Genomic DNA, 22,849 nt, shown 5'->3' with positions numbered 1-22,849 from the left:
TGCGGGTGGGGTCCGGTCCGGGCCGCCCTCGGCGGGCGGCCCGGACCGGACGCCCTAGGCGTCGGTGCGGCCCGCGGCCAGCGCGCGGGCCACCAGCGGCCCGATCTCGCCCAGTGCCGCGGGGGACATCAGCTCGTCGTGGCCGAGGTCCAGGACGTGCTCGTCGAGCCGGCCGTCGAGGTACGGCGGCCATACCAGGGCCGGGGCCTCGTCCGCCGGAGTGGTCCGGGCGGCGGTGAAGAACAGCACGTCACCGCGGTAGCGGCGGCTCCGGCTGCGGGACAGCAGGCGTACGCAGTGCACGTTCACCGACACGATCGCGTCGAGCAGGTGCTCGTCGAACCCGGCGAGCAGGCCGCGGCTGTCGCGGATCGCGGCGATCCGCTCGTCCCGGTCCGCCGCCGCCCCCTCCTGGGCGTCCAGCCCGGCCACCGACAGCAGGAACCCGGACTCCTCCCGCTCCAGCCGCTCGCGCCAGTCCGGTGCGTCCGCGTACGACCAGTCCTCGATCTCCGGCGGGTAGGCGTCCAGCAGGCCGAGGAAGGCGACCTCCTCGCCGCGCTCCTGGAGCAGAGCCGCCAGGGTGTGGGCGACGGTCCCGCCGAAGGAGTAGCCGAGGAAGTGGTACGGGCCCTCGGGCTGCACGGTGCGGATCTCCGCGAGGTACAGCTCTGCCAGCTCGGCGACGTCCGCGACCTCGGGCAGCTCCCCGGCAAGCCCCGGTGACTGGAGCCCGTACACCGGCCGGTCCGGGTCCAGGTGGCGCAGCAGGCCGGTGTACTGCCAGGCGAAGCCGGACGCCGGGTGGAAGCAGAACAGCGGCTGCGCGGTGCCCCGTTCGCGCAGCGGCATCAGCACCCGCAGCGCGTCGTCGCGGGCGTCACCGGCGATCCGCGCGGCGATGTCGGCGACCGTCGGCGCGGACATCACCGCACCCACCTGGATGCCGACCCCGAGCTCGTCACGGATCCGGCCGACCAGCCGCATCGCGAGCAGCGAATGGCCGCCCAACGCGAAGAAGTTGTCCTCCACGCCGACCCGCTCCAGGCCGAGCACCTCCGCGAACACCCGGGCCAGGACCTCCTCGCGGGCGTCCTTCGGCGGCCGGCCGGAGCCGTCGCCGAAGTCCGGCGCGGGCAGCGCCGCGCGGTCCGTCTTGCCGTTCACGGTCAGGGGCAGCGCGGCCAGTTCCACGAACGCGGCCGGCACCATGTACTCCGGAAGCGCGGCCGCCAGCCGGGCCCGCAGCGCGGCCGGTTCGGCGTTCCGTCCGCCCGGCGCACCGGCGGCCGGGACCGTGTAGGCGACGAGCCGCCCGACGCCCGTCGGACCGGTGTGCACCACCACCGCGGCGGCGGCCACCTCCGGGAGCCCGGCGAGCACGGACTCGATCTCGCCCAGCTCGATCCGGAATCCGCGGATCTTCACCTGGTCGTCGGCGCGGCCCAGATAGTCCAGGCCGCCGTCGGCCCGCCAGCGCACCAGGTCCCCGGTGCGGTACATCAGCGTGCCCGGCTCCCCGAACGGATCGGCGACGAACCGCTCGGCGGTCAGCGCCGGCCGGCCCAGGTAGCCGCGGGCCAGCCCCGCGCCCGCCAGGTACAGCTCGCCCGGAACCCCGTGCGGAGCCGGCCGCAGGGCCCCGTCCAGCACGTAGGCGCGGGTGTTGTGGATGGGACGGCCCACACAGGAGCCGGCGCTCTCGGCCACGTCGGCGCCGAGCGCGTTGATGGTGTACTCGGTCGGCCCGTACAGGTTGTAGGCCATAGTGCCGTCCGTCTCGGCCAGCAGCGTCCACAGCGAGTCCGGGACGGCCTCGCCGCCGAGCAGGAACAGCGCCGGCCGGTGCCGTCCGGCGTCCAGCAGACCGGCGTCCACCAGTTGCTGCCCGTACGACGGGGTCACGTTGACCACGTCGATGCCCACCCGGTCGTAGTGCGCGGTGAGCGCCGCCGGGTCCAGCCGCAGCTCCTCGCCGATGACGTGCACCTCGTGCCCGTCGACCAGCCAGAAGAACTCCTCCCACGACATGTCGAAGGCGAAGGAGACGGTGTGCGCCACCTTCATCCGGCGCCCGCCGGCCAGCTCCACCGCCGGAGCGAAGATCCGCTCGCGGTGGTTGGACAGCATGTTCGTCAGGCCCGCGTACGGCACCACGACGCCCTTGGGGCGGCCGGTCGAACCCGAGGTGTAGATCACGTACGCCGGGTGCCTGCCGTCCCGCGGCCCGGTCAGCTCCGCCGCGGCCAGCGCCCCGTCGGACAGGGCGGCCAGCTCCGCGAGGGTGTCCGGCGCGTCCAGCTCCAGCAGCGCGACCCCGTCCACCCGCGGCACGCGGCCGGCCACCGGGTCCACCGTCACCAGGCACAGCGGTCCCGCGTCCTCGACCATGGCCGCCAGCCGGTCCACCGGGTGGTCCAGGTCCAGCGGCAGATAGGCGGCGCCCGTCTTCAGTACGGCGAACAGCGCGACCACGAAGTCCGCGGAGCGCGGCAGGCCCAGGGCCACCACCTGCTCCGGACCGGCCCCGCGGGCCCGCAGCGCCCGGGCCAGCCGGTTGGCCCGCGCGTCCAGTTCGGCGTAGGTCAGCCGCTCGTCCTCGAAGACCAGGGCGGTGTCCCCGGGCGTACGGGCGGCCTGCGCGGCGAACAGGTCCGCCACCGACACGTCCGGGAACTCGTGCCCGGTGTCGTCGCCCAGCTCCAGCAGCCCGGCCCGCTCCGGCTCCGGAAGGGTGTGCAGCCGGCCCACCGGGACCGAGCCGTCCGCGACGATCGCGCGCACCAGCAGCGCCAGCCGGCCGGCCAGCCGCTCGGCCGTCGCCGCGTCGTACAGGTCGGGCCGGTAGGCGAGGGTCAGTTCCAGCGCCCGCCCCGGCGTGACCGCGAGGGTCAGCGGGTAGTGGGTGCCGTCGACGCTGTGCGTCCACCCGATGTGGTGCTCGGCGACCGCGTCCTCGCGGGCGGAGTCGTCGAGCGGGGTGTTGCGGAACACGTACAGCGTGTCGAAGAGCGCTCCGATGCCGGTCTCGCGCTGGATCCGGCCCAGGCCCGTGTAGTGGTGCGGCAGCAGGTCGGCGTGCTCGGCCTGGATCCGTACCAGCAGGTCCCGCACCGGCTCCGCCGGCCTGAGCGACACCCGGAACGGCAGGGTGTTCATGAACATGCCGATCATCCGGTCCACGCCCGGCAGGCCCGCCGGGCGGCCCGACACCGTCGCGCCGAAGACCACGTCGTCCCGGCCGGTCATCCCGGCGAGGGCCATCGCCCACGCCGTGGACAGCACCGTGTTCAGGGTGATCCCGGCGCCCCGCGCGAACTCCCGCAACCGGTCGCTGGACTCCTCGTCCAGCGACAGGTCCACCACCTCCGCCGTCACCGGCGGCCGGGCCGGGTCGGCCTCCGCCACCAGCGTGCCCTGGTCCAGCCCCGAGAGGTGGCCGCGCCAGGCGCGCACCGCGTCCTCGGTGTCCACCGCGGCCAGCCACCGCAGGTAGTCGCGGTACGGGGTCACCGGCGCCAGCACCGACTCGTCGCCCCGTGCCCCGTACAGGGCGAACAGCTCCTCGAAGAACAGCGACTCCGACCAGCCGTCGGTCAGGATGTGGTGCTGCGTCACGCACAGCACCCACCGGTCGGCGGCCATCCTGATCAGCGTCACCCGCACCAGCGGAGGAGCGCCGAGGTCGAACCGCTCACCCGCGTCGGCCAGCGAGAACTCCTGCAGGGCGGCGTCCTGTCCGGACCGGTCCAGGCCGGACCAGTCCAGCTCCCGCCACGGCAGGTCCCACTCGGACGGAACGACCTGGACGGGCTGCGGCAGCCCCTCGTGGCGGAAGCCGGAGCGCAGGTTCGGGTGCCGGCGCAGCAGACCGTCGAAGGCCTCCCGCAGCGCCGGAGCGTCCACCTCGTGGAGCAGCTCCACGAAGTTCTGCATCAGGTAGACGTCCAGGCCGCGGTCGTCGTACTGGGCGTGGAAGTACAGGCCCTCCTGGAGCGGGGAGAGCGGCAGTACCTCGCCCGCCGCCGGGAACGCGCCCTCCAGCACCGCCCGTTCCGCCTCGGACAGCTCCACCAGCGGACCCGTACCGGACAGGAATCCGGCGTCGCCACCGGTCGCGCCCGAGGAGTCCGCGGCGGCGGCCGACTCGGCCATCCGGGCCGGCGTACGGTGCTCGAACACGTCCCGCGGGGAGAGCAGCAGGCCTTCCTTGCGGGCCCGCGCCACCAGCCGGATCGAGACGATGCTGTCGCCGCCCAGAGCGAAGAAGTCGTCGTCGGCGCCGACCCGTTCCACGCCCAGCACCTCGGCGAACACCGCGCACAGGGCCTCCTCGCGCGGTCCGCGCGGGGCCCGCGAGGACGCCGCGCCGGTCAGCACCGGGGCCGGCAGCGCCGCCCGGTCCAGCTTCCCGTTCACCGTCATGGGCAGGGCGGGCAGCACCACCACGGCGGACGGCACCAGGTACTCCGGCAGGCGTTCCCCGAGCTGCTTGCGCGCCTGCTCGGGATCGGCGGTGCCGGTCACGTAGCCGACCAGCCGGCGCACGCCCGGGGTGTCCTCGCGGACCACCACGGCCGCCGACGCCACCCCGTCGAGGGCCGCCAGCGCGGCCTCCGCCTCGGCCGGCTCCACCCGGTGCCCGCGGATCTTCACCTGGTCGTCGGCCCGGCCGAGGAACTCCAGCTCCCCGTCGAGGCGCAGCCGCACCAGGTCGCCGGTGCGGTACATGCGTCCGCCCGGAGACCCGAACGGGTCTGCGATGAAACGTTCCGCCGTTGCGGCGGGCCGCCGCAGGTAGCCCCGGGCCTCACCCGCGCCCGCCAGGTACAGCTCACCCGGAGTGCCCTCCGGCACCGGCCGCAGCGCACCGTCGAGCACGTACGCCGCGGTGTTCCCGATCGGCCGGCCCACGACCGGGGCGGCGGACACGGACAGGTCGGCCGCCAGGGCGTCCACCGTGTACTCGGTCGGCCCGTACAGGTTGACCGACATCACCCCCGGGGTGTCCCGGACCTGCTTCCACAGGGTGTCCGGCACGCCCTCGCCGCCGAGCAGCACCAGCCCCGGCCGGTGCGCGCCGCGGTCCAGGAGCCCGCACTCCAGCAGCGCCTGCGCGTGCGTCGGCGTGACGTCCAGCGCGTCGATCCGCCGCTCGCGGACGTAGGCCACCGTGAACTCGGCGTCCCTCCGGTCCGTCTCGTCCAGGACGTGCAGCTCGTGCCCCAGTACCAGCCAGAACAGCTGCTCCCAGGAGGTGTCGAAGGAGAAGGACGCGGTGTGCAGGGCGCGCAGCCGCCGCCCGCCGGCCGCGGCCACCGCAGGCCCGAACACCGCCGCGACGTGGTTGGCGTACAGCGCCGACAGGCCGCCGTGGGTCACCACGACGCCCTTGGGCACGCCCGTCGAACCCGAGGTGTGGATCACGTACGCCGGGTGGCCGGGCAGCGGCCGGCGGGGCGCGGCGAAGGCGGCCGGGGCGGTGGCCAGTCCGGCCGCGGTGTCCGGCGCGTCCAGCACGATCCGCGGGACGCCCGCCCCGTCGCCTTCGCCGTCGTCGGCCGGCAGCAGCGCGAGCGCCGCCGAGGTGGTCAGCACGCAGGCCGGCCGGGCGTCGTCCAGCATCAGCGCCAGCCGGTCCGCCGGGTGGTCCAGGTCCAGCGGCAGGTAGGCGGCGCCCGTCTTGAGCACCGCGAGGATCGCCGCGACCGCGTCCGTGGATCTCGGCACGGCCAGGGCCACGACGTCCTCGGGGCCCACGCCCCGCCCCGCCAGCAGCCCGGCCAGCGCGTTCGCCCGGGCGTCCAGACCGGCGAACGTCAGCCGCCCGTCGCCGGAGACCACCGCGCACGCGTCCGGGGTCGCCGCCGCCTGCTCCGCGAACCGGTCCGCGACCGTACCGGACGGAACCGTGCGGGCCTCGCCGCGCAGCCCCGCCCGCAGCGCGCCCGGCTCGTCGCCCGCGAGCATCCGCAGCGAGCCCACCGTGGTGTCCGGGTCCCCGGCCAACTGCTCCAGCAGGCCGGCCAGCCGGTCCGCGATCCGGGCCGCGGCCCGCGCGTCGAACAGGTCCGGCCGGTACTCGACGGCCAGTTCGGCCCGCTCGTCCAGGTTCACCGCCAGGGTCAGCGGGTAGTGCGTGCCGTCACGGGCCTCGACGCCGGCCACCCGGACCCCGTCGGACAGTGCCGGACGGGCGGACGGGTCCACCGGGTAGTTCTCCACCACGACCAGCGTGTCGAACAGCTCGCCGCCGCCCGCCTGCTTCTGGATCAGCCGCAGCCCCAGGTGGTGGTGGGCCAGCAGGCCGTTCTGCTCGTCCCGGAAGCGGCGTACGAGCCCGCCCACGGTGTCCCACGGGCGGGCCGCCAGCCGGACCGGCACGGTGGTGATGAAGAGGCCCACCATCGCCTCGACGCCGGCTATCTCCTCGGGCCGCCCGGAGACGGTCAGCCCGAAGACCACGTCGTCGCGGCCCGTCAACGAGCCCAGCAGCAGCCCCCAGGCCGCCTGCACCAGCGTGCTCGGCGTGGTGCCGAGACGCCGGGCCGCCCCCGTCAGCCGGGCGGTGGCCTCCGCCGTCAGCTCCAGCCGGTGCACGCCCGGCCGTACCGGCAGCCGGCCGGCATCGGCCGCGGCCACCAGCGTCGGCCCGTCCAGCGCGGCCAGCGCCTGCCGCCACGCCGCCTCCGCGGCCGGCGCGTCCTGCGCCTTCAGCCACCGCAGGTAGTCCTTGTACGGGCGGACCGGGCCCGGACCGCCGGTCCCGCCGTCGGCCTCGTACAGCGCGAGCAGGTCGCCGACCAGCAGCGGCATCGACCAGCCGTCCACCAGGATGTGGTGCACCGTCACCACCAGGAGGTGGTCCTCGGGCCCGCGCCGGGCCAGCACCAGGCGCAGCAGCGGCGGCCGGTGCAGGGCGAACCGCTTCGCCAGCTCGGCGCGCTCCACGCGGCGCACGGCGGACGGCGACGGGTCGTCGGAGAGGTCCACCCGGTCCAGGGCGAACGGCACCTCGGCCGGCACGAACTGCACCGGCTGCGGCACCCCCTCGTGCCAGAACCCGGCCCGCAGGTTGGGGTGGCGCCGCAGCAGGGCGGCGCCCGCCCGCTCCAGCCGCTCCGCGTCCACCGGCCCGGCCAGCGACACCGACACCTGCACGGTGTAGACGTCCGGCGCGGCGCCGTCGTACAGCGAGTGGAACAGCATGCCCTGCTGCAAGGGGGACAGCGGAAGCATGTCCTCGATCTTGGCCTGGGTCACTGCTGTGCCCTCCACATGTCTTCGAGCATCGTGATCTGGTCCTGGTCGAGGTCGACCAGGTCGAGGTCCGAGGGGGTGTACCCCCCGGTGGTGCCGTGTGCCGCCCAAGCGGCGAGGGCGTCCACGGCGGCCAGGAAGCCGTCCGCGAGCTCCCCCACGTCCGTCTGCGGGACGGCCTCGCCCGCCCACGTGAACGTCGCGGTCAGTTCGGGGCCTTCGGGGCCGTCGCCGATCTCGGTGGTGATCTCCAGCGGGTGCGACAGCGGCAGCAGCGGATCCGGCCGGGCCGCCAGGGAGTCGGCCTCCGCCGCCGGACCCCAGTCGGGATCCGCGGCGCCGGTCTGTCGGCCCAGGTAGTTCCACAGCACCTCGGGCCGGCCCGAGCCGTCGAAGAGCCTCGCCGTGGACGGGTTCGCGTACCGCAGCAGGCCCGCGCCGACACCGCCGTCCGGGACCTGCCGCAGCAGCTCCTTGACCTCCTTCAGGGCGGCGCCCGCGTCGTCCCGCCCGGCCAGCACGCCGGCCGCGTCGTAGGACCGGGCCGTCACCCGCAGCGGGTGGATGGCCGTGAACCAGCCCACCGTCCGGGTCAGGTCCGCACCCGGCAGCAGCTCCTGCTCCCGGCCGTGACCCTCCAGGTCCACCGTGAAGCCGTCCCCGAACGGCAGCCCGCGGCGGGCCGCCAGATCGCCGACGGCCAGGGCGAGCGCGGTCAGCAGCGTGTCACCGACCGTGCCGTGGAAGGCCGTCGGCACCTCCCGAAGGAGCGGCGCGGTGCGCTCCGCAGAGGACCGCACGGTCAGCTTCCGGGCCGTCGCGACGGTGTCGGTACGCGGGTCCAGCGGGCGGCGCGCGAGCAGCGGCGCCGCCGCCGCGGAGGCGGCGAGCCAGTGGTCCAGCTCCGCGGTCCGCCGCGGGGCCTGCGCCTCGGCGAGCAGGTGCCCGGTCCAGGTCCGCAGGGAGGTCGGCACCGGCTCCAGCGCGGGACTCCGGCCCGCGGCGACGGCCTCGTGCGCCGCGCGCAGGTCCGGGAGCAGGATCTGCCAGGACACCTCGTCCACCACCAGGTGATGGGCGGCCAGCAGCAGCCGGCCGGAGGCGGCCGGGCCGCGGTCGAAGTGGACCGCCCGCAGCATCACGCCGGACTCCGGGTCCAGCAGCCGCGACACCCGCCCGGACTCCCGGGCCAGCAGCTCCCGCAGCTCGGCGTCGTCGCAGCCCGCCGCGTCCACCGCGTCGAGGACCGACCCGGCCGCGACCGCGCCCACGGGCCGCACCTCGGCGCTCCACACACCGGGCCGGGCCACCGTGAGCGTCTGCCGCAGACCGTCGTGGTGGTCCAGTACGGCTTGCAGCGCGGCGGTGAGGGCCGCCCGGTCCGTGCCGGCCGGCAGCCGCACCAGCCGGGCCTGCGCGAACGAGGCGAAGGGGCCGCCGCGTTCGGCGAGCCACTGCGCCACCGGCGGCAGCGGCAGCGGGCCGGGCCCGCCGTCCACGGGACGCGCCGGCGCGGCCGGGGCGTCCGCGCGCCGGGTGGCGACCGCTGCCAGGGCGGCCGGCGTCGGATGCTGGAAGACCTGCCGGGCCGAGATGGTCAGCCCCGCCTTCCGGGCCAGACCCACCAGCCGGATGGAGACGATGCTGTCGCCGCCCAGCTCGAAGTAGTTGTCGTCCGGGCCGACAGCGGGCAGGCCCAGCACCTCGGCGACCAGGGCCCGCAGCACGTCCACCGGCTCCCCGGCCGGGACTGCCGCGACGGGCGCCGCAGGTGCGGCGGCCGCGGCGGCGACCGCCGCCGCCGGGAGGGCGGGCGCGGGCAGCGCCTTGCGGTCGAGCTTGCCGTTGGCCGACAGCGGGAGCCGCTCCAGCGGCACGAACACCGACGGGACCATGTACTCGGGCAGCCGGGAGGCCGCCAGGGCACGCAGCTCCTCCACCTCGACGGTGGTGCCCTCGGCCGGCACCACGTAGGCGACCAGCCGGCGTACCCCCGGGGTGTCTTCGCGGAGTTGGACGGTGGTGTGGGTGAGGTGGGGGTGGGTGGTGAGGGTGGTTTCGATTTCGGCGGGTTCGATGCGCAGGCCGCGGAGTTTGATCTGGTGGTCGGTGCGGCCGAGGTAGTGGAGGGTGCCGTCGGGGGTTTGGCGTACGAGGTCTCCGGTGCGGTACATGCGGGCGCCGGGGGTGGTGCTGTGGGGGTTGGCGGTGAAGCGTTCGGCGGTGAGGTGGGGTCGGCTGAGGTATCCGCGGGCGAGTTGGGTGCCGGCGAGGTAGAGCTCGCCGGGGGTGCCGGGGGGTACGGGGTTGAGGTGGTGGTCGAGGACGTAGGTCTGGGTGTTCCAGACGGGGGTGCCGATGGGTGCGGTGGGGTGGGGGTTGTGGGGGGTGGTGGTGTGTGCGGTGACGTCGACGGCGGCTTCGGTGGGGCCGTAGAGGTTCGCGAGCTCCGCGTCGTGCGCGTTGTGGGCGTGGAACTGCCGGGTGTGGTCGGCGGTCAGGGCCTCGCCGCTGCACACCACGAGCCGCAGCGACGGGGTGCTGTCGATGGTGTGCTCGGCCAGGTAGGCGCCCAGCATCGACGGCACGAAGTGGCAGACGGTGACCTGCTGTTCGAGGACGAGGGTGTTGAGGTAGTCGGGTTCCTTGTGGCCGTCGGGCCGTGCGATGACGAGGGGGACGCCCTGGGCGAGCGGCCAGAACAGCTCCCACACCGAGACGTCGAAGCCCGTCGGCGTCTTCTGCAGCACCCGGTCGGCCGGGGTGAGTCCGTAGGCGTGCTGCATCCACTCCAGGCGGTTGACGATGGCCTCGTGCTCGACGAGCACGCCCTTCGGCCGGCCCGTCGAACCACTCGTGAAGATGACGTAGGCGGGGTGGCGGGGCAGGAGCGGCGCGATCCGCTCCGCGTCCGCCACCGGGCCGTCCGCCTGCAGGGCGAGCTCCGCCTCCACCACCGGCGAGCCCAGCACGACCAGCGGGACGTCCGGACCGGGCGGCAGCAGCGCGGCCGAGGCGGCGTCCGCCAGCGTGAGCACCGGGCCGCCGCTGTCCAGCAGGTAGGTGAGCCGGTCGACGGGCAGGGACAGGTCGAGCGGGAGGTAGGCGCCGCCGGCCCGGACGACGGCGTGCAGGGCGATGAGGAGGTCGGCGGAGCGGGGGAGGGCGACGGCGACGATGCTCTCGGGGCCGACGTCGCGGCCGATGAGGAGGCGGGTGAGCCGGTTGACGGCGGCTTCGAAGTCGGGGCGGGAGGTTTCGGTTCCCTCGAAGACCAGGGCGGGGCCGTGGGCGCGGTCGGCGCCCGCGGCGACCAGGTCGGCGAGGGTGGCCGGGCCGTCCAGTGCCACGGCCGTGTCGTTGAACCCGGACAGGATCTGCTCCCGCTCGGCCCCGTCCATCAGCGCGATCGCCGACAGCGGCAGCGACGGATCGCCCGCCACCGCCTCCAGCAGCCGCACCAGCCGCCCGGCGAGGGCCTCGACCGTCGAGGCGTCGAACAGGTCCGCGGCGTAGCGGATCCCGCCCTCGAAGCCGCTGCCCGGCCGAAGGGTGCCGAAGGCGAGCTCCAGGTCCACCTTCGCCCCGCCGGTCTCCACCCAGAACTCCTCGGCGGGAGAACCGAACAGCTCCCGCGCGGACTCCGGCGCCGAGTGGTAGGTCACCATCGTCTGGAAGAGCGGATTGCGGGCGCGGGACCGTTCCGGACCCACCGCCTCGACGACCGCCTCCAGCGGCAGGTCGGCGTGGGCGAAGGCGGCCAGCGCCGTGTCCCGGACCCGGGCCACCAGCTCGGTGAACCGCGGGTCGCCGGACACGTCCGTCCGCAGCACCAGGGTGTTCAGGAAGAACCCGACCAGCCCGTCGAGCTCCGGCCCGCCGCGCCCCGACACCGGGCTGCCGAGCGGGATGTCCTCGCCCGCACCGAGCCGGTGCAGCAGGGCCGCGACCGCCGCGTGCACCACCATGAAGGGGGTCGCCCCGGTCGTACGGGCGAGCCGTGCCAGCCCGTCCGCCGTGGGAGCGGGGACGGTGAACGGCACGACGTCGCCCCGGAACGTCGGCTCCGCCGGACGGCCGCGGTCGGCCGGCAGCTCCAGCTCGGCCGGGATCCCGGCCAGAGCCTCACGCCAGTACGCGGCCTGGGCGGCGGCCACCGACCCCGGGTCGGCGGCCTCGCCGAGCAGCTCCCGCTGCCACAGCGCGTAGTCGGCGTACTGCACCGGCAGCGGCGCGAACTCCGGTGCCCGGCCGGCGCAGCGCGCCGCGTACGCCGCCGACAGGTCCGCGAGCAGCGGGCCGGTGGAGGCCTCGTCGGTGGCGATGTGGTGCAGCAGTACCAGCAGCACGGCGTCGTCCGGCGCCGCCCGCAGCAGTGTCACCCGCAGCGGGAGGTCCCGCTCCAGGTCGAAGGCGTACGACCCCGCGGCCTCCGCCTCGGCGCGCAGCCGGCCGGCCGGTACGTCCCGTACCTCCACCGGCACCACGGCCCGCTCCGCGGGCAGCACCCGCTGGTACGGCCGGCCGTCCTCCTCCGAGATCACCGTGCGCAGCACCTCGTGCCGGGCGGCCAGGTCCTGCACGGCGGCGCGCAGCGCCTCCGCGTCGACCGGGCCGCGCAGCCGCACCGCGACCGGCACGTTGTAGACGGTGCCGGTGCCGCGGAGCGCGTCCAGCAGCCACAGCCGGTGCTGCGCGTACGACAGTTCGGGGCGGTCGGTGCGCCGGGCGGGCGCCTCGGCGAGCACGGGCAGCCGGCGGCCGTCGCCCGACCCCTCGCCGCGCTCGGCGAGGCGCGCGGCCAGCCGGGCCGCGGTCCGCAGCTCGAACACGTCGCGTACGGCGCACTCCCTGCCCAGGGCCTCCCGCAGCCGGGCGGCCACCCGGGCCGCCAGCAGGGAGTGCCCGCCGAGCGCGAAGAAGTCGTCGTCCGCTCCGACCGACGGCCGGCCCAGCACGTCCGCCAGCACACCCGCGGCGATCTCCTCGCGGGCGTCGCGCGGGGCCCGGGAGGCACCGGCCTCGGGCAGCTCCGGGGCGGGCAGCGCCTTGCGGTCGAGCTTGCCGTTCGGCGACAGCGGCAGCTCGGGCAGCGTCACGAAGAAGCTCGGCACCATGTACTCCGGCAGCCGGTCGCCCGCCCACCCCCGCAGCTCCGCCTCGTCCGGCTCCGGCATCCCGGCCGCCGGGACCACGTAGGCCACCAGGTGCTGGACTCCCGGGGTGTCTTCGCGGAGTTGGACGGTGGTGTGGGTGAGGTGGGGGTGGGTGGTGAGGGTGGTTTCGATTTCGGCGGGTTCGATGCGCAGGCCGCGGAGTTTGATCTGGTGGTCGGTGCGGCCGAGGTAGTGGAGGGTGCCGTCGGGGGTTTGGCGTACGAGGTCTCCGGTGCGGTACATGCGGGCGCCGGGGGTGGTGCTGTGGGGGTTGGCGGTGAAGCGTTCGGCGGTGAGGTGGGGTCGGCTGAGGTATCCGCGGGCGAGTTGGGTGCCGGCGAGGTAGAGCTCGCCGGGGGTGCCGGGGGGTACGGGGTTGAGGTGGTGGTCGAGGACGTAGGTCTGGGTGTTCCAGACGGGGGTGCCGATGGGTGCGGTGGGGTGGGGGTTGTGGGGGGTGGTGGTGTGTGCGGTGACGTCGACGGCGGCTTCGGTGGGGCCGTAGAGGTTCGCGAGCTCCGCGTCGTGCGCGTTGTGGGCGTGGAACCGGTCCGTCAGATCGGTCGTCAGCGCCTCGCCACTGCACACGACCAGCCGCAGCGAGGGCGTTGCGTCGATCGTGTGCTCGGCCAGGTAGGCGCCCAGCATCGACGGCACGAAGTGGCAGACCGTCACCCGCTGTGCGGCGATCAGACCCGCCAGGTACGCCGGCTCCTTGTGGCCGTCGGGCCGGGCGATGACGAGGGGGACGCCCTGGGCGAGGGGCCAGAACAGCTCCCACACGGAGACGTCGAAGCCCGTCGGGGTCTTCTGCAGTACCCGGTCCCGCGCCGTCAGCGCGTAGGCGTGCTGCATCCACTCCAGCCGGTTGACGATGGCCTCGTGCTCGACGAGCACACCCTTCGGCCGGCCCGTCGAACCACTCGTGAAGATCAGGTACGCGGGGTGGTGCGGCCGCAGCGGAGCCGTACGCTCCGATTCCGCGACCGGACCGGCCGCCAGCCCGGCCAGCTCCGCGGCCGTCCCCGGAGCGTCCAGCAGCACCGCGGCCGTCCCGTCGGCCGCCGGAACGGCCGACGCTGACGCCGCGTCGGTCACCAGGCACGCCGGACGCGCGGTCGCCGTCATGTACGCCAGCCGCTCCGCGGGCAGCGACAGGTCGAGCGGGAGGTAGGCGCCGCCGGCCCGGACGACGGCGTGCAGGGCGATGAGGAGGTCGGCGGAGCGGGGGAGGGCGACGGCGACGATGGACTCGGGGCCGACGCCGCGGCCGATGAGGAGGCGGGTGAGCCGGTTGACGGCGGCTTCGAAGTCGGGGCGGGAGGTTTCGGTTCCCTCGAAGACCAGGGCGGGGCCGTGGGCGCGGTCGGCGCCCGCGGCGACCAGGTCGGCGAGGGTGGCCGGGCCGTCCAGTGCCACGGCCGTGTCGTTGAACCCGGACAGGATCTGCTCCCGCTCGGCCCCGTCCATCAGCGCGATCCGCGACAGCCGTACGGAGGGATCCGCGATCACGGAGTCGAGCAGCCGGACCAGACGCCCGGCGAGCACCATCACCGTCGGCTCGTCGAACAGGTCGACGGCGTACCGGATCCCGCACGTCATCCCGATCGGGGTGCGCCGGAACAGCACCTCCAGGTCGAACTTGGCGGCGCCCGCGCCGACCGCCGTCTCCCGCGCCGTCACCGCCCCGCCGAACAGGCCGGCCGGCACGGCCGCCCCGCCCTCGTACGCCACCATCGTCTGGAACAGCGGGTGCCGGGAGAGCGAGCGCTCCGGGGCCACCGCCTCGACCACCGCGTCGAACGGCAGGTCGGCGTGGTCCAGGGCCCCGGTCGCCGCCCGCGCCGTACGCGCCAGCAGCTCCGCGAAGTCCGGGTCCCCGGACAGGTCGGCCCGCAGCACCAGGGTGTTCACGAAGAACCCGACCAGCGGGTCCAGGGACTCCGCCGAGCGCCCCGACGCCGGGAAGCCCAGCGGCAGGTCCTCGCCCGCGCCCAGCCGGTGCAGCAGCGCGGCCACCGCCGAGGACACCACCGCGAACATGGTGGTCCCCGAGGAGGAGGCCAGCGCCTCCAGCCCGGCCACCAGGTGCTCCGGCAGGCCCACCGTCACCGTCCGGCCCTCGTGCGAGGGCACCGCCGGGCGGCCGCGGTCCGCGGGCAGCGTCAGCTCGGCCGGGATCCCGGCCAGCGCACCGCGCCAGTACGCGGACTGCTCGGCTGCCACCGAACCCGGCTGCGAGGCCTCGCCCAGCAGTTCCCGCTGCCACAGCGCGTAGTCGGCGTACTGCACGGGCAGCGGCGCGAACTCGGGCGCCCGGTCCGCGCAGCGCGCCGCGTACGCGTGCGCGAGATCGGCCAGGAACGGACCCGTCGACCACTCGTCGGAGGCGATGTGGTGGAAGAGCACCAGCAGCGTGTGCGCCTCGGGCCCCTCCTCCAGCAGGGTCACCCGGACGGGGAGCTCCCGCTCCAGGTCGAAGGCGTACCCGGCGGCCTCGTCCAGCGCGGCGTCGGCCCCGCCGGCCGGTACGGCCGCCACCGCGAACGGCACGTCCGTCCCACCCGGCTCCAGCACCCGCTGGTACGGGCCCGCCGCGTCCTCGCCGTACACCGTGCGCAGCGCCTCGTGGCGGGCCACGACATCGGCGACCGCCGTCCGCAGCGCGGCCACGTCCAACGGCCCGGTCAGCCGCAGTGCCAGCGGCACGTTGTACGTCGCCGACGCGCCGTCCAGCCGGTCCAGGAACCACAGCCGCGCCTGGGCGAAGGCCATCGGCAGCCGCTCCGGCCGCACCGCCGCCACCGGCTCGGGGCGGCCCGCGCCGCCCCGGCCCGCCAGCCGCTCCGCGAGACCGGCCACCGTGCGCGCCTCGAACACGTCCCGTACCGAGCACGCCGTACCGGCGGCCCGGATCCGGGCGACCAGGCGCGTCGCCAGCAGCGAATGGCCGCCCAGCCGGAAGAAGTCGTCCTCCGCACCGACCGAGGCCAGCCCCAGCACCTCGGCGAACACCGCCGCGATCCGCTCCTCGGCCGCGCCGCGCGGCGCCCGGGACTCCCCGGCCGCCCGCGGGCCCGGCACCGGCAGCGCCGCCCGGTCCAGCTTGCCGTTCACGTTCACGGGCAGCGCCGGCAGCACCACCACCGCGGCCGGCACCAGGTGCTCCGGGAGGACCGCCGCCAGCAGCCGCCGCAGCTCCTCCGGTTCGGCCGAGTCCGCCACCGCGTACCCGACCAGCTCCGGCAGTCCGGCGGCGCCCGGGAGGTCCTCGCGGACCAGCACCGCCGCCGCCGACACCCCCTCCAGCGCGGCCAGCGCCGCCTCCACCTCGCCCGGCTCCACCCGGAAACCGCGGATCTTCACCTGGTCGTCGGCCCGGCCCAGGAACTCCAGCAGACCGTCCGCCCGCCACCGCGCCAGGTCGCCCGTGCGGTACATGCGCGTGCCCGGCGCCCCGAGCGGGTCGGCGACGAACCGCTCCGCGGTCAGCGCGAACCGGCCCAGATAGCCCCGCGCGTTCTGCTCACCGGCCAGGTACAGCTCGCCGGGCACGCCCGCCGGCACCGGACGCAGCCGCGCGTCCAGCACGTACGCCCGGGTGTTGTCCAGCGGCCGGCCCACCACCGGGGACGGGCTGTCGGTCACCCGCGCGACGAGTGCGTCCACCGTGAACTCGGTCGGTCCGTAGTAGTTGACGGTCTCGACGTCCGGGACCTCGCGCAGCTCCGCCCACATGCCGGGCGGCACGGCCTCGCCGCCGAGCAGGAACAGCGGCGGCCGCCACGCGCCGGCCAGCAGACCGGCGTCGAGCAGCTGGCGCCCGTACGAGGGCGTCACGTCCAGGGCGTCGATGTGCTGCTCGCGCACGTACGCGACGACGGCCTCGGCGTCGCGGCGCCCGAACTCGTCGAGGACGTGCAGCTCGTGTCCCGCGACCAGCCACAGCAGCTGCTCCCAGGAGGAGTCGAAGGAGAACGACGCCGTGTGCAGGGCCCGCACCCGCCGGCCGAGCCGGGCCGCGACCGGCCCGTACAGGTCGCGCTCGTGGTCGCGGAAGAGCCGGGTCAGGCCCGCGTGCCGCAGCACCACGCCCTTCGGCACGCCCGTGGACCCCGAGGTGTAGATGACGTACGCGGCGTGCTCCGGGTGCACCGGCACCTGCGGCAGGGGCACGGCCGCGGCGAGCCGGTCCGCGGTCTGCGGGTCGTCGAGCACCAGCGCCGGTACGCCCGGCACGCGCCCGGCGGCGGCCCGCGTGGTCACCACGCACACCGGCGCGGCGTCGCCGAGCATGAAGGCGAGCCGGTCGGCCGGGTGGTCCAGGTCCAGCGGCAGGTATGCCGCCCCCGCCTTCAGGGCCGCGAGCAGGGCGACCACGGTGTCCGCGGACCGGGGGACGGCGAGCGCCACCACGGTGTCCGGGCCGGCTCCGGCGGCGGCGAGCAGCGCGGCCAGCCGGCCCGCCCGCTCGTCCAGTTCGGTGAAGGACAGCCGCTCGGCTCCCGCCACCACGGCGGTGGCGTCCGGGGCGGCGGCCGCGCTCGCGGCGAACACGGCCGTCACCGGCTCCGGGGCGACCGGCCTGCCGGTGGCGTTCCACCGCTCCAGCGCGGAGCGTTCATCGCTGTCCAGCAACTGCCAGCCGGACACGGTCCGTTCGGGGGAGGCGACGGCTTCGGCGAGGATCCGCAGCAGCCGGTCGGTGAAGGCCTCCGCGGTGGCGGCGTCGAAGCGGGCCGTCGCGTAGAACACCTCCAGCTCCAGGCCGGTGCCGTGCGCGGAGTCGGAGAAGGTGACGTCGAGGTCGAACTTGGCGGCGCCCGGGTCGATCCGGTCCACCCGCGCGGGCAGCCCGAACAGCGTGCGCAGGTCCTGGCTGACGGTGCTGTGCGAGACCATCGTCTGGAACAGCGGGTGGCGCACCGGCGACCGCTCGGGAGACACCGCCTCCACCACCGCGTCGAACGGCAGGTCGGCGTGGTCCAGGGCGGCCAGGTCGGCGGCCCGCACCCGGGACAGCAGCTCCGCGAACGTCGGGTCGCCGCTCAGGTCGGTGCGCAGCACGAGGGTGTTGACGAAGAATCCGACCAGGTCGTCCAGCGCGCTGTCGGAGCGGCCCGCGACGGGTGTGCCGAGGACGACGTCCTGGCCCGCGCCGAGCCGGTGCAGGAGGCCTGCGAGCGCCGCGTGGACCACCATGAAGACACTGGTGCCGGTCTCCCGGGCCAGGTGCCGGATCCCGTCGGCGACGTCGTCCGGCACCGGCCGGTGCACCATGGCGCCGGCCGCGGCCTCGGCGGCGGTGGCCGGGCGGGGCCGGTCCGCGGGGAGGTCGAGCTCCGGCGGCGCGCCGGCGAGCGTCCGGCGCCAGTACGCGGCCTGCGCGGCGCCGGTCGACCCCGCTTCGGCGGTGTCGCCGAGCAGCTCGCGCTGCCACAGCGCGTAGTCGGCGTACTGGACGGGCAGCGGGGCGAACTCCGGGGCGCGGCCCGCGCCGCGGGCCTCGTAGGCGCGGGTCAGGTCCGCGAGGAAGGGGCCCATCGACCACTCGTCGGAGGCGATGTGGTGCAGCAGCACCACCAGCACGTCCCCGGCGCCGGAAGCGGGGCGGACCAGGGTCACCCGGACCGGGGCGCCGGCCGCGAGGTCGAAGCGGTGCCCGAGCGCGGCCGCAACCGCGGTCCCGGTGTCGTCCGCGCCTGCGGCCTCCACCACGTGCAGGCGCACTCCGGCGCCGTCCGCCGGCAGCACCCGCTGCGCGGGCACGCCGTCCCGCTCCTCGAACACGGTGCGCAGCGCCTCGTGCCGGGCCACGGTGTCGGTGAGGGCCGCGGCCAGGGCGTCCGCGTCCAGGCGGCCCTCGAACCGTACGGAGAAGGGGATGTTGTAGGTGGTGGACGGTCCTTCCAGCTGGTCGATGAACCACAGCCGCGCCTGCGCGTACGACAGCGGCAGCACGGCCGGCCGGTCGGCCGGGGCGGGGGAGCGGCGGGCCGCCGCCGCGGTCCGGCCGCCCAGCCGGGCGGCGAGGGCCCGGGCGGTCCGGGCCTCGAACACGTCGCGTATCGCGCAGTCGGTGCCCAGTGCGGTCCGCAGCCGGGCGGCCGCGCGGGAGGCCAGGAGGGAGTGCCCGCCGAACGCGAAGAAGTCGTCGTCCGGGGCGAGTCCGGGGGTGTCCAGGACGTCGGCGAGGACGCCGGTGACGATCTCCTCGCGGGCCCCGCGCGGAGCGCGTCCGCCACCGGGTGCACCGGCCGCACCCGCTGCGGGAGCGGGCAGCGCCTTGCGGTCCACCTTGCCGTTGGCGGTCAGCGGGAGCGCGTCCAGCACGACGACCGCGGCCGGCACCATGTAGGCGGGCAGCACCTCGGCGGCGGCCCGCCGGACCGCGACCGGGTCGGGGGAGGAGCCGTCGGCCGCCCGGGTGACGTAGCCGACCAGCATCTGCCGGCCGGGCTCGTCCTCCCGTACCAGGGCCACGGCCCGGCCGGTGCCGGCGGCCGCGGCGAGCGCCGCCTCGACCTCGCCGGGCTCGATCCGGTGCCCGCGCAGCTTCACCTGGTCGTCGGCCCGGCCCAGGAACTCCAGGCGGCCGTCGGGTGTCCGCCGCACCAGGTCGCCGGTGCGGTACATGCGGGAGCCGGCCGGGCCGAACGGGTCGGCGGCGAACCGCTCCGAGGTCAGGGCCGGACGCCCCAGGTAGCCGCGGGCCAGCTGGGCGCCGGCCAGGTACAGTTCGCCGGCGCGGCCGGCCGGGACCGGGCGGAGCGCCGCGTCCAGGACGTGGGCGCGGGTGTTCCAGAACGGCAGGCCGATGCCGGGGACGCCGGTGTGGTCCGCCGCCAGGTCGGCGGAGGTGGCCCACACGGTCGCCTCGGTGGGTCCGTACACGTTGGTGACCGACCGGGCCGTGCGGGCGAGGCGCTCGGCGAGCGCGGCGGGCAGCGCCTCGCCGCCGACCAGCACCCGGGTGCCGGACAGCGCGGCGGGCCGGCCGTCCTCCAACAGGGCGTGCCACAGCGAGGGGGTGGCCTGCATGACGGCGGGCCGGTGCGCGTCCACCAGGGCGGCCAGCGCGGACGGTTCGCGGACCGTGTCGCGGTCGGCGAGGACGATCGTCGCCCCGCACAGCAGCGGGGTGTGGATCTCCAGGACGTGGATGTCGAAGGAGACGGTGGTGACCGCGACGAGGCGGTCCCCGGGGGCGAGGCCGAGCACCTCGGACTGCATGTGCAGGAAGTTGGCGAGGGCCTCGTGCGGGACGACGACGCCCTTGGGGCGGCCGGTGGAGCCGGAGGTGTGGATCACGTACGCGGGGTGGGAGCCGGTCAGCGGGGCGGTCCGGTCGGCGTCGGTGACGGAAACGGCCGGGAGCGCGGCCAGCTCGGCGAGGGTGTCGGGGGAGTCCAGCACGATCCGCTCGGTACCGGGGGCGTCGGGGGCGAGGGCGGCGCTGTCCAGGGTGGTGAGCACGCACACCGGGCGGGCGTCGTCCACCATGAAGCGGAGCCGGTCCGCCGGGTATTCGAGGTCCAGCGGCAGGTACGCGCCGCCCGCCTTGAGCACCGCGAGGAGCGCCACGACCAGATCGGCGCTGCGGGGCAGGGCCAGGCCGACGAAGGACTCGGGGCCGACACCCCGCGCGATCAGCAGGCGGGCCAGCCGGTCGGCCCGCGCGTGCAGTTCCGCGTGGTCGAGGACGGTGTCCCCGGCGATCACGGCGGGCAGCGCGGGGTGGCGGCGCGCGGCCTCCTCGAAGGCGGCCACGACGGGGCCGGCCGGTACGGGACGGGCGGTGTCGCCGCCGGCGGCGACGGCCGCCGCCAGCTCCGCGGGGGCGAGCAGGTCGGGCCGGCCGACCGGGGACCCGGCACCGCCCTCGGCGCAGGCCTGCAGGAAGTGGGCGAACTCGGCGAGGAGCGCGGCCGCCGCGTCCGGGTCGTAGGCGTCGGGGTTGGCGTCCAGCTCCAGCCGGATCCGGCCGTCGGCCTCGTCGTGGTGGACGCCGAGGGTCAGGTCGTCCACGGGGCCGGCGGCGACGTTGTGCACGGTGGCGGGCGCCCCGGCGAAGTCCAGGCCGTAGTCGAAGGCCTTGACGTTGAGCATGGGACCGAACGCGCCGGCCCCCTCCGGGCGGCCGGGACCCAGCTCGCGGCGGATGTCCTCGGCCCGGTGGTGCTGGTGGCGGCGCAGACCGCGCACCCCGGCGGCGACGTCGGCGACCAGTTCGCCGAACGGGGTCCCCGGCCGCACGGCGACCCGCAGCGGCAGCACGTTGACCACCATGGCCGGGACGCGCAGCGCCGCGGAGCCCAGGCGGGCCATGGCCGGCAGGGACAGCACCACGTCGCGGGCCCCGCCCGCCCGGTGCAGCCAGGCGGCGAACGCCGCGGTCACGGCGTCGGCCCAGCTGGCCCGCACGGAGCGGGCGGCGGCCAGCAGCAGGCCGGTCGGTTCGGGACCGAGCTCGGCGTGCGCGCGCAGGAACGAGTGCGCCGCGGGGTGCGCGGCGCCGCTCAGCGGGGCCGGCTCGGGCAGCTCCGCCAGCCGCTCCCGCCAGTAGGCCCGGTCCGCCGTGTGGCGGTCTGAGCCGAGGTAGGCGGCCTCCTCGTCGAGGATCGCCGACAGGCCGGGGAAGGGGGAGGGGCCGGGCTCGCGGCCCTCGGCGAGCGCCGTGTAGACCTCGGCGGTGCGCCGGGAGACGAGGGAGAACCCGTAGGCGTCGAGGGCGATGTGGTGGACCCGCTGGTACCAGAGGGTCCGGTCCGGGGCGACCCGGTGCAGGCTGAAGCAGTGGAGCGGGTCCTTCGCCGGGTCCGCCGGGGTGGCCATGTCACGGCGCATCAGGGACAGCGCGGTGCCGTACGGGTCGTCCTGGCCGGTGTGGTCGAGGACCGGGACGACCACCGGCCCGGCGTCCGGACCGGGGCGGGTCAGCTGGTACGGCTCCCCGGCGGCGTCCTCGGCGAAGGTGACGGTCAGCGCCTCGCACTCGGAGACGGTGCGGCGCAGCGCGGTGGTGAACAGGTCGGGGTCCAGGGGGCCCTGGATCTCGACGTACTGGCCGACGTTGAAGACCGGGGACTCCGGGTCGAGCCGCTGGCCGTACCAGACGCCGGTCTGGGCCCCGGTGAGGGGGAGACGCTGGGGGGTGCGGTCGCTCATGGGTGGTGCTCCAGTGGTCGTCGGCAGGACCGGGACGGCGGTCGGCCGGGGGTGTGAAGGGCGGCGGAGGGGATCAGACGCGCGGGGCGGCCGGGGCGTCGGCCGCGTCCGCGGCGCCGGGCGGCGCGTCGTCGTCCGCGCCGGGCGCGGGGAGGGTGGCCTTGCGCAGTCCGGGTACGGCGACCGCGACCGCGACGGCGGCGGCGGCGCAGATCGCGCCGTTGAGGATCGCGGCCCCGGCGGGGCTGAACCAGCGGGCGATCGCGGCGACTTCGGCGTCGCCGACGATGTCGCCGCTGGTGCCCTGGGCGGTGATCACGCTGACGATGCGGCCGCGCATGTGGTCCGGCGTGTGGTGCTGCACCAGGGCGTACTCGAGGATCTCGTACACGGTTCCGGCGGCGCCGCCGACGGCCAGCAGGGCGAAAGCGAGCACGGGGTCGCCGCTCAGCCCGAAGCCGAGGGTGGCCAGGCCGCCGGTGAACGCGGCGGCCAGCAGCAGCCGTCCGGGGCGGGCGGCCCGGCCCAGCCAGCCGCTGGTGGCCGAGACCAGGACGGCGCCGACCGCCGGGGCGGTGTAGAGCAGGCCGAGCATGACCTCGCCGCCGTCGAACCGGCGGTCCACCATCTCCGGGAACAGCACCACGGGCACGTTGAAGACCGCGGTCACGCCGCCGAGCAGGACCAGGCCGCCCACCACGCGGTCGCGCAGGGCGAAGCGGAAGGCCGCAAGCGGGGACCGGAAGCGCTTGCCGTCACCGTCCTCCTCGTCCTCTGCGACGCCGGGGGGCAGCGGGCGGACGCGGGTGATCAGCAGGGTGGTGAGGGCGGTGGTGACCGCGGTGAAGGCGAACACCGGCGCGGGACCCCACGCGGCCAGCAGCACGCCGCCCAGGAACGGCGCGCTGATGGAGCCGATCTCGCCGGTGAGGGACATGAGCGCACCGGCGGCCGGCAGCTGGTCGTCGCGGACCAGGCCGGGAGCGGCGGCCATCAGCGCGGTGACGCTGACGCCGGTCGCCAGCCCGTCCCAGGCGACGCACAGCTGGATCGCCCACAGGGTCGGTTCGGGCAGGTAGGCGTTGACGGCGAGGCCCGCGAAGGCGAGCGCGGCGGCGCCCCGCGCCCACAGGATCAGCGTGCGCCGGTCCGTACGGTCCGCCATCACGCCGCCCCACAGCGAGCCGATCAGCACGCTGACGCTCATGATCATGCTGACCACGGCCACCTGGAAGGTGGACCGGCTCATGCCCCACACCTGCGCG

Annotated in this window: 3 protein-coding genes; all 3 read right to left on the bottom strand. The window is 75.9% G+C overall.

The features are described 5' to 3' along the window. Positions 1-54 precede the first annotated feature (54 nt). Positions 55-7,263 (bottom strand): non-ribosomal peptide synthetase, encoded by a 7,209-nt coding sequence (locus tag E6U81_RS36925; RefSeq protein WP_240804238.1) that lies wholly within the window; start codon positions 7,261-7,263, stop codon positions 55-57. Next, positions 7,260-21,584 (bottom strand): non-ribosomal peptide synthetase, encoded by a 14,325-nt coding sequence (locus E6U81_RS36920; protein WP_136234367.1) that lies wholly within the window; start codon positions 21,582-21,584, stop codon positions 7,260-7,262. The genes E6U81_RS36925 and E6U81_RS36920 overlap by 4 nt, the downstream gene beginning before the upstream one ends. Positions 21,585-21,657: 73 nt before the next feature. Beyond that, a partial coding sequence (entS, locus tag E6U81_RS36915) for an enterobactin transporter EntS (protein WP_136234366.1) occupies positions 21,658-22,849 on the bottom strand: 1,192 nt, incomplete at its 5' end.

Origin of the sequence: Streptomyces sp. A0592, assembly GCF_004795115.1 — a bacterium.
GTDB classification, from domain to species: domain Bacteria; phylum Actinomycetota; class Actinomycetes; order Streptomycetales; family Streptomycetaceae; genus Streptomyces; species Streptomyces erythrochromogenes.
Note: the sequence above shows the minus strand (reverse complement) of the source record. Positions and strands in the feature narration are given on the sequence as shown.

Bases quoted from the DNA above. Each gene is read 5' to 3' on its own strand.
- E6U81_RS36920 (WP_136234367.1), bottom strand. From the start codon at position 21,584: ATGAGCGACCGCACCCCCCAGCGTCTCCCCCTCACCGGGGCCCAGACC.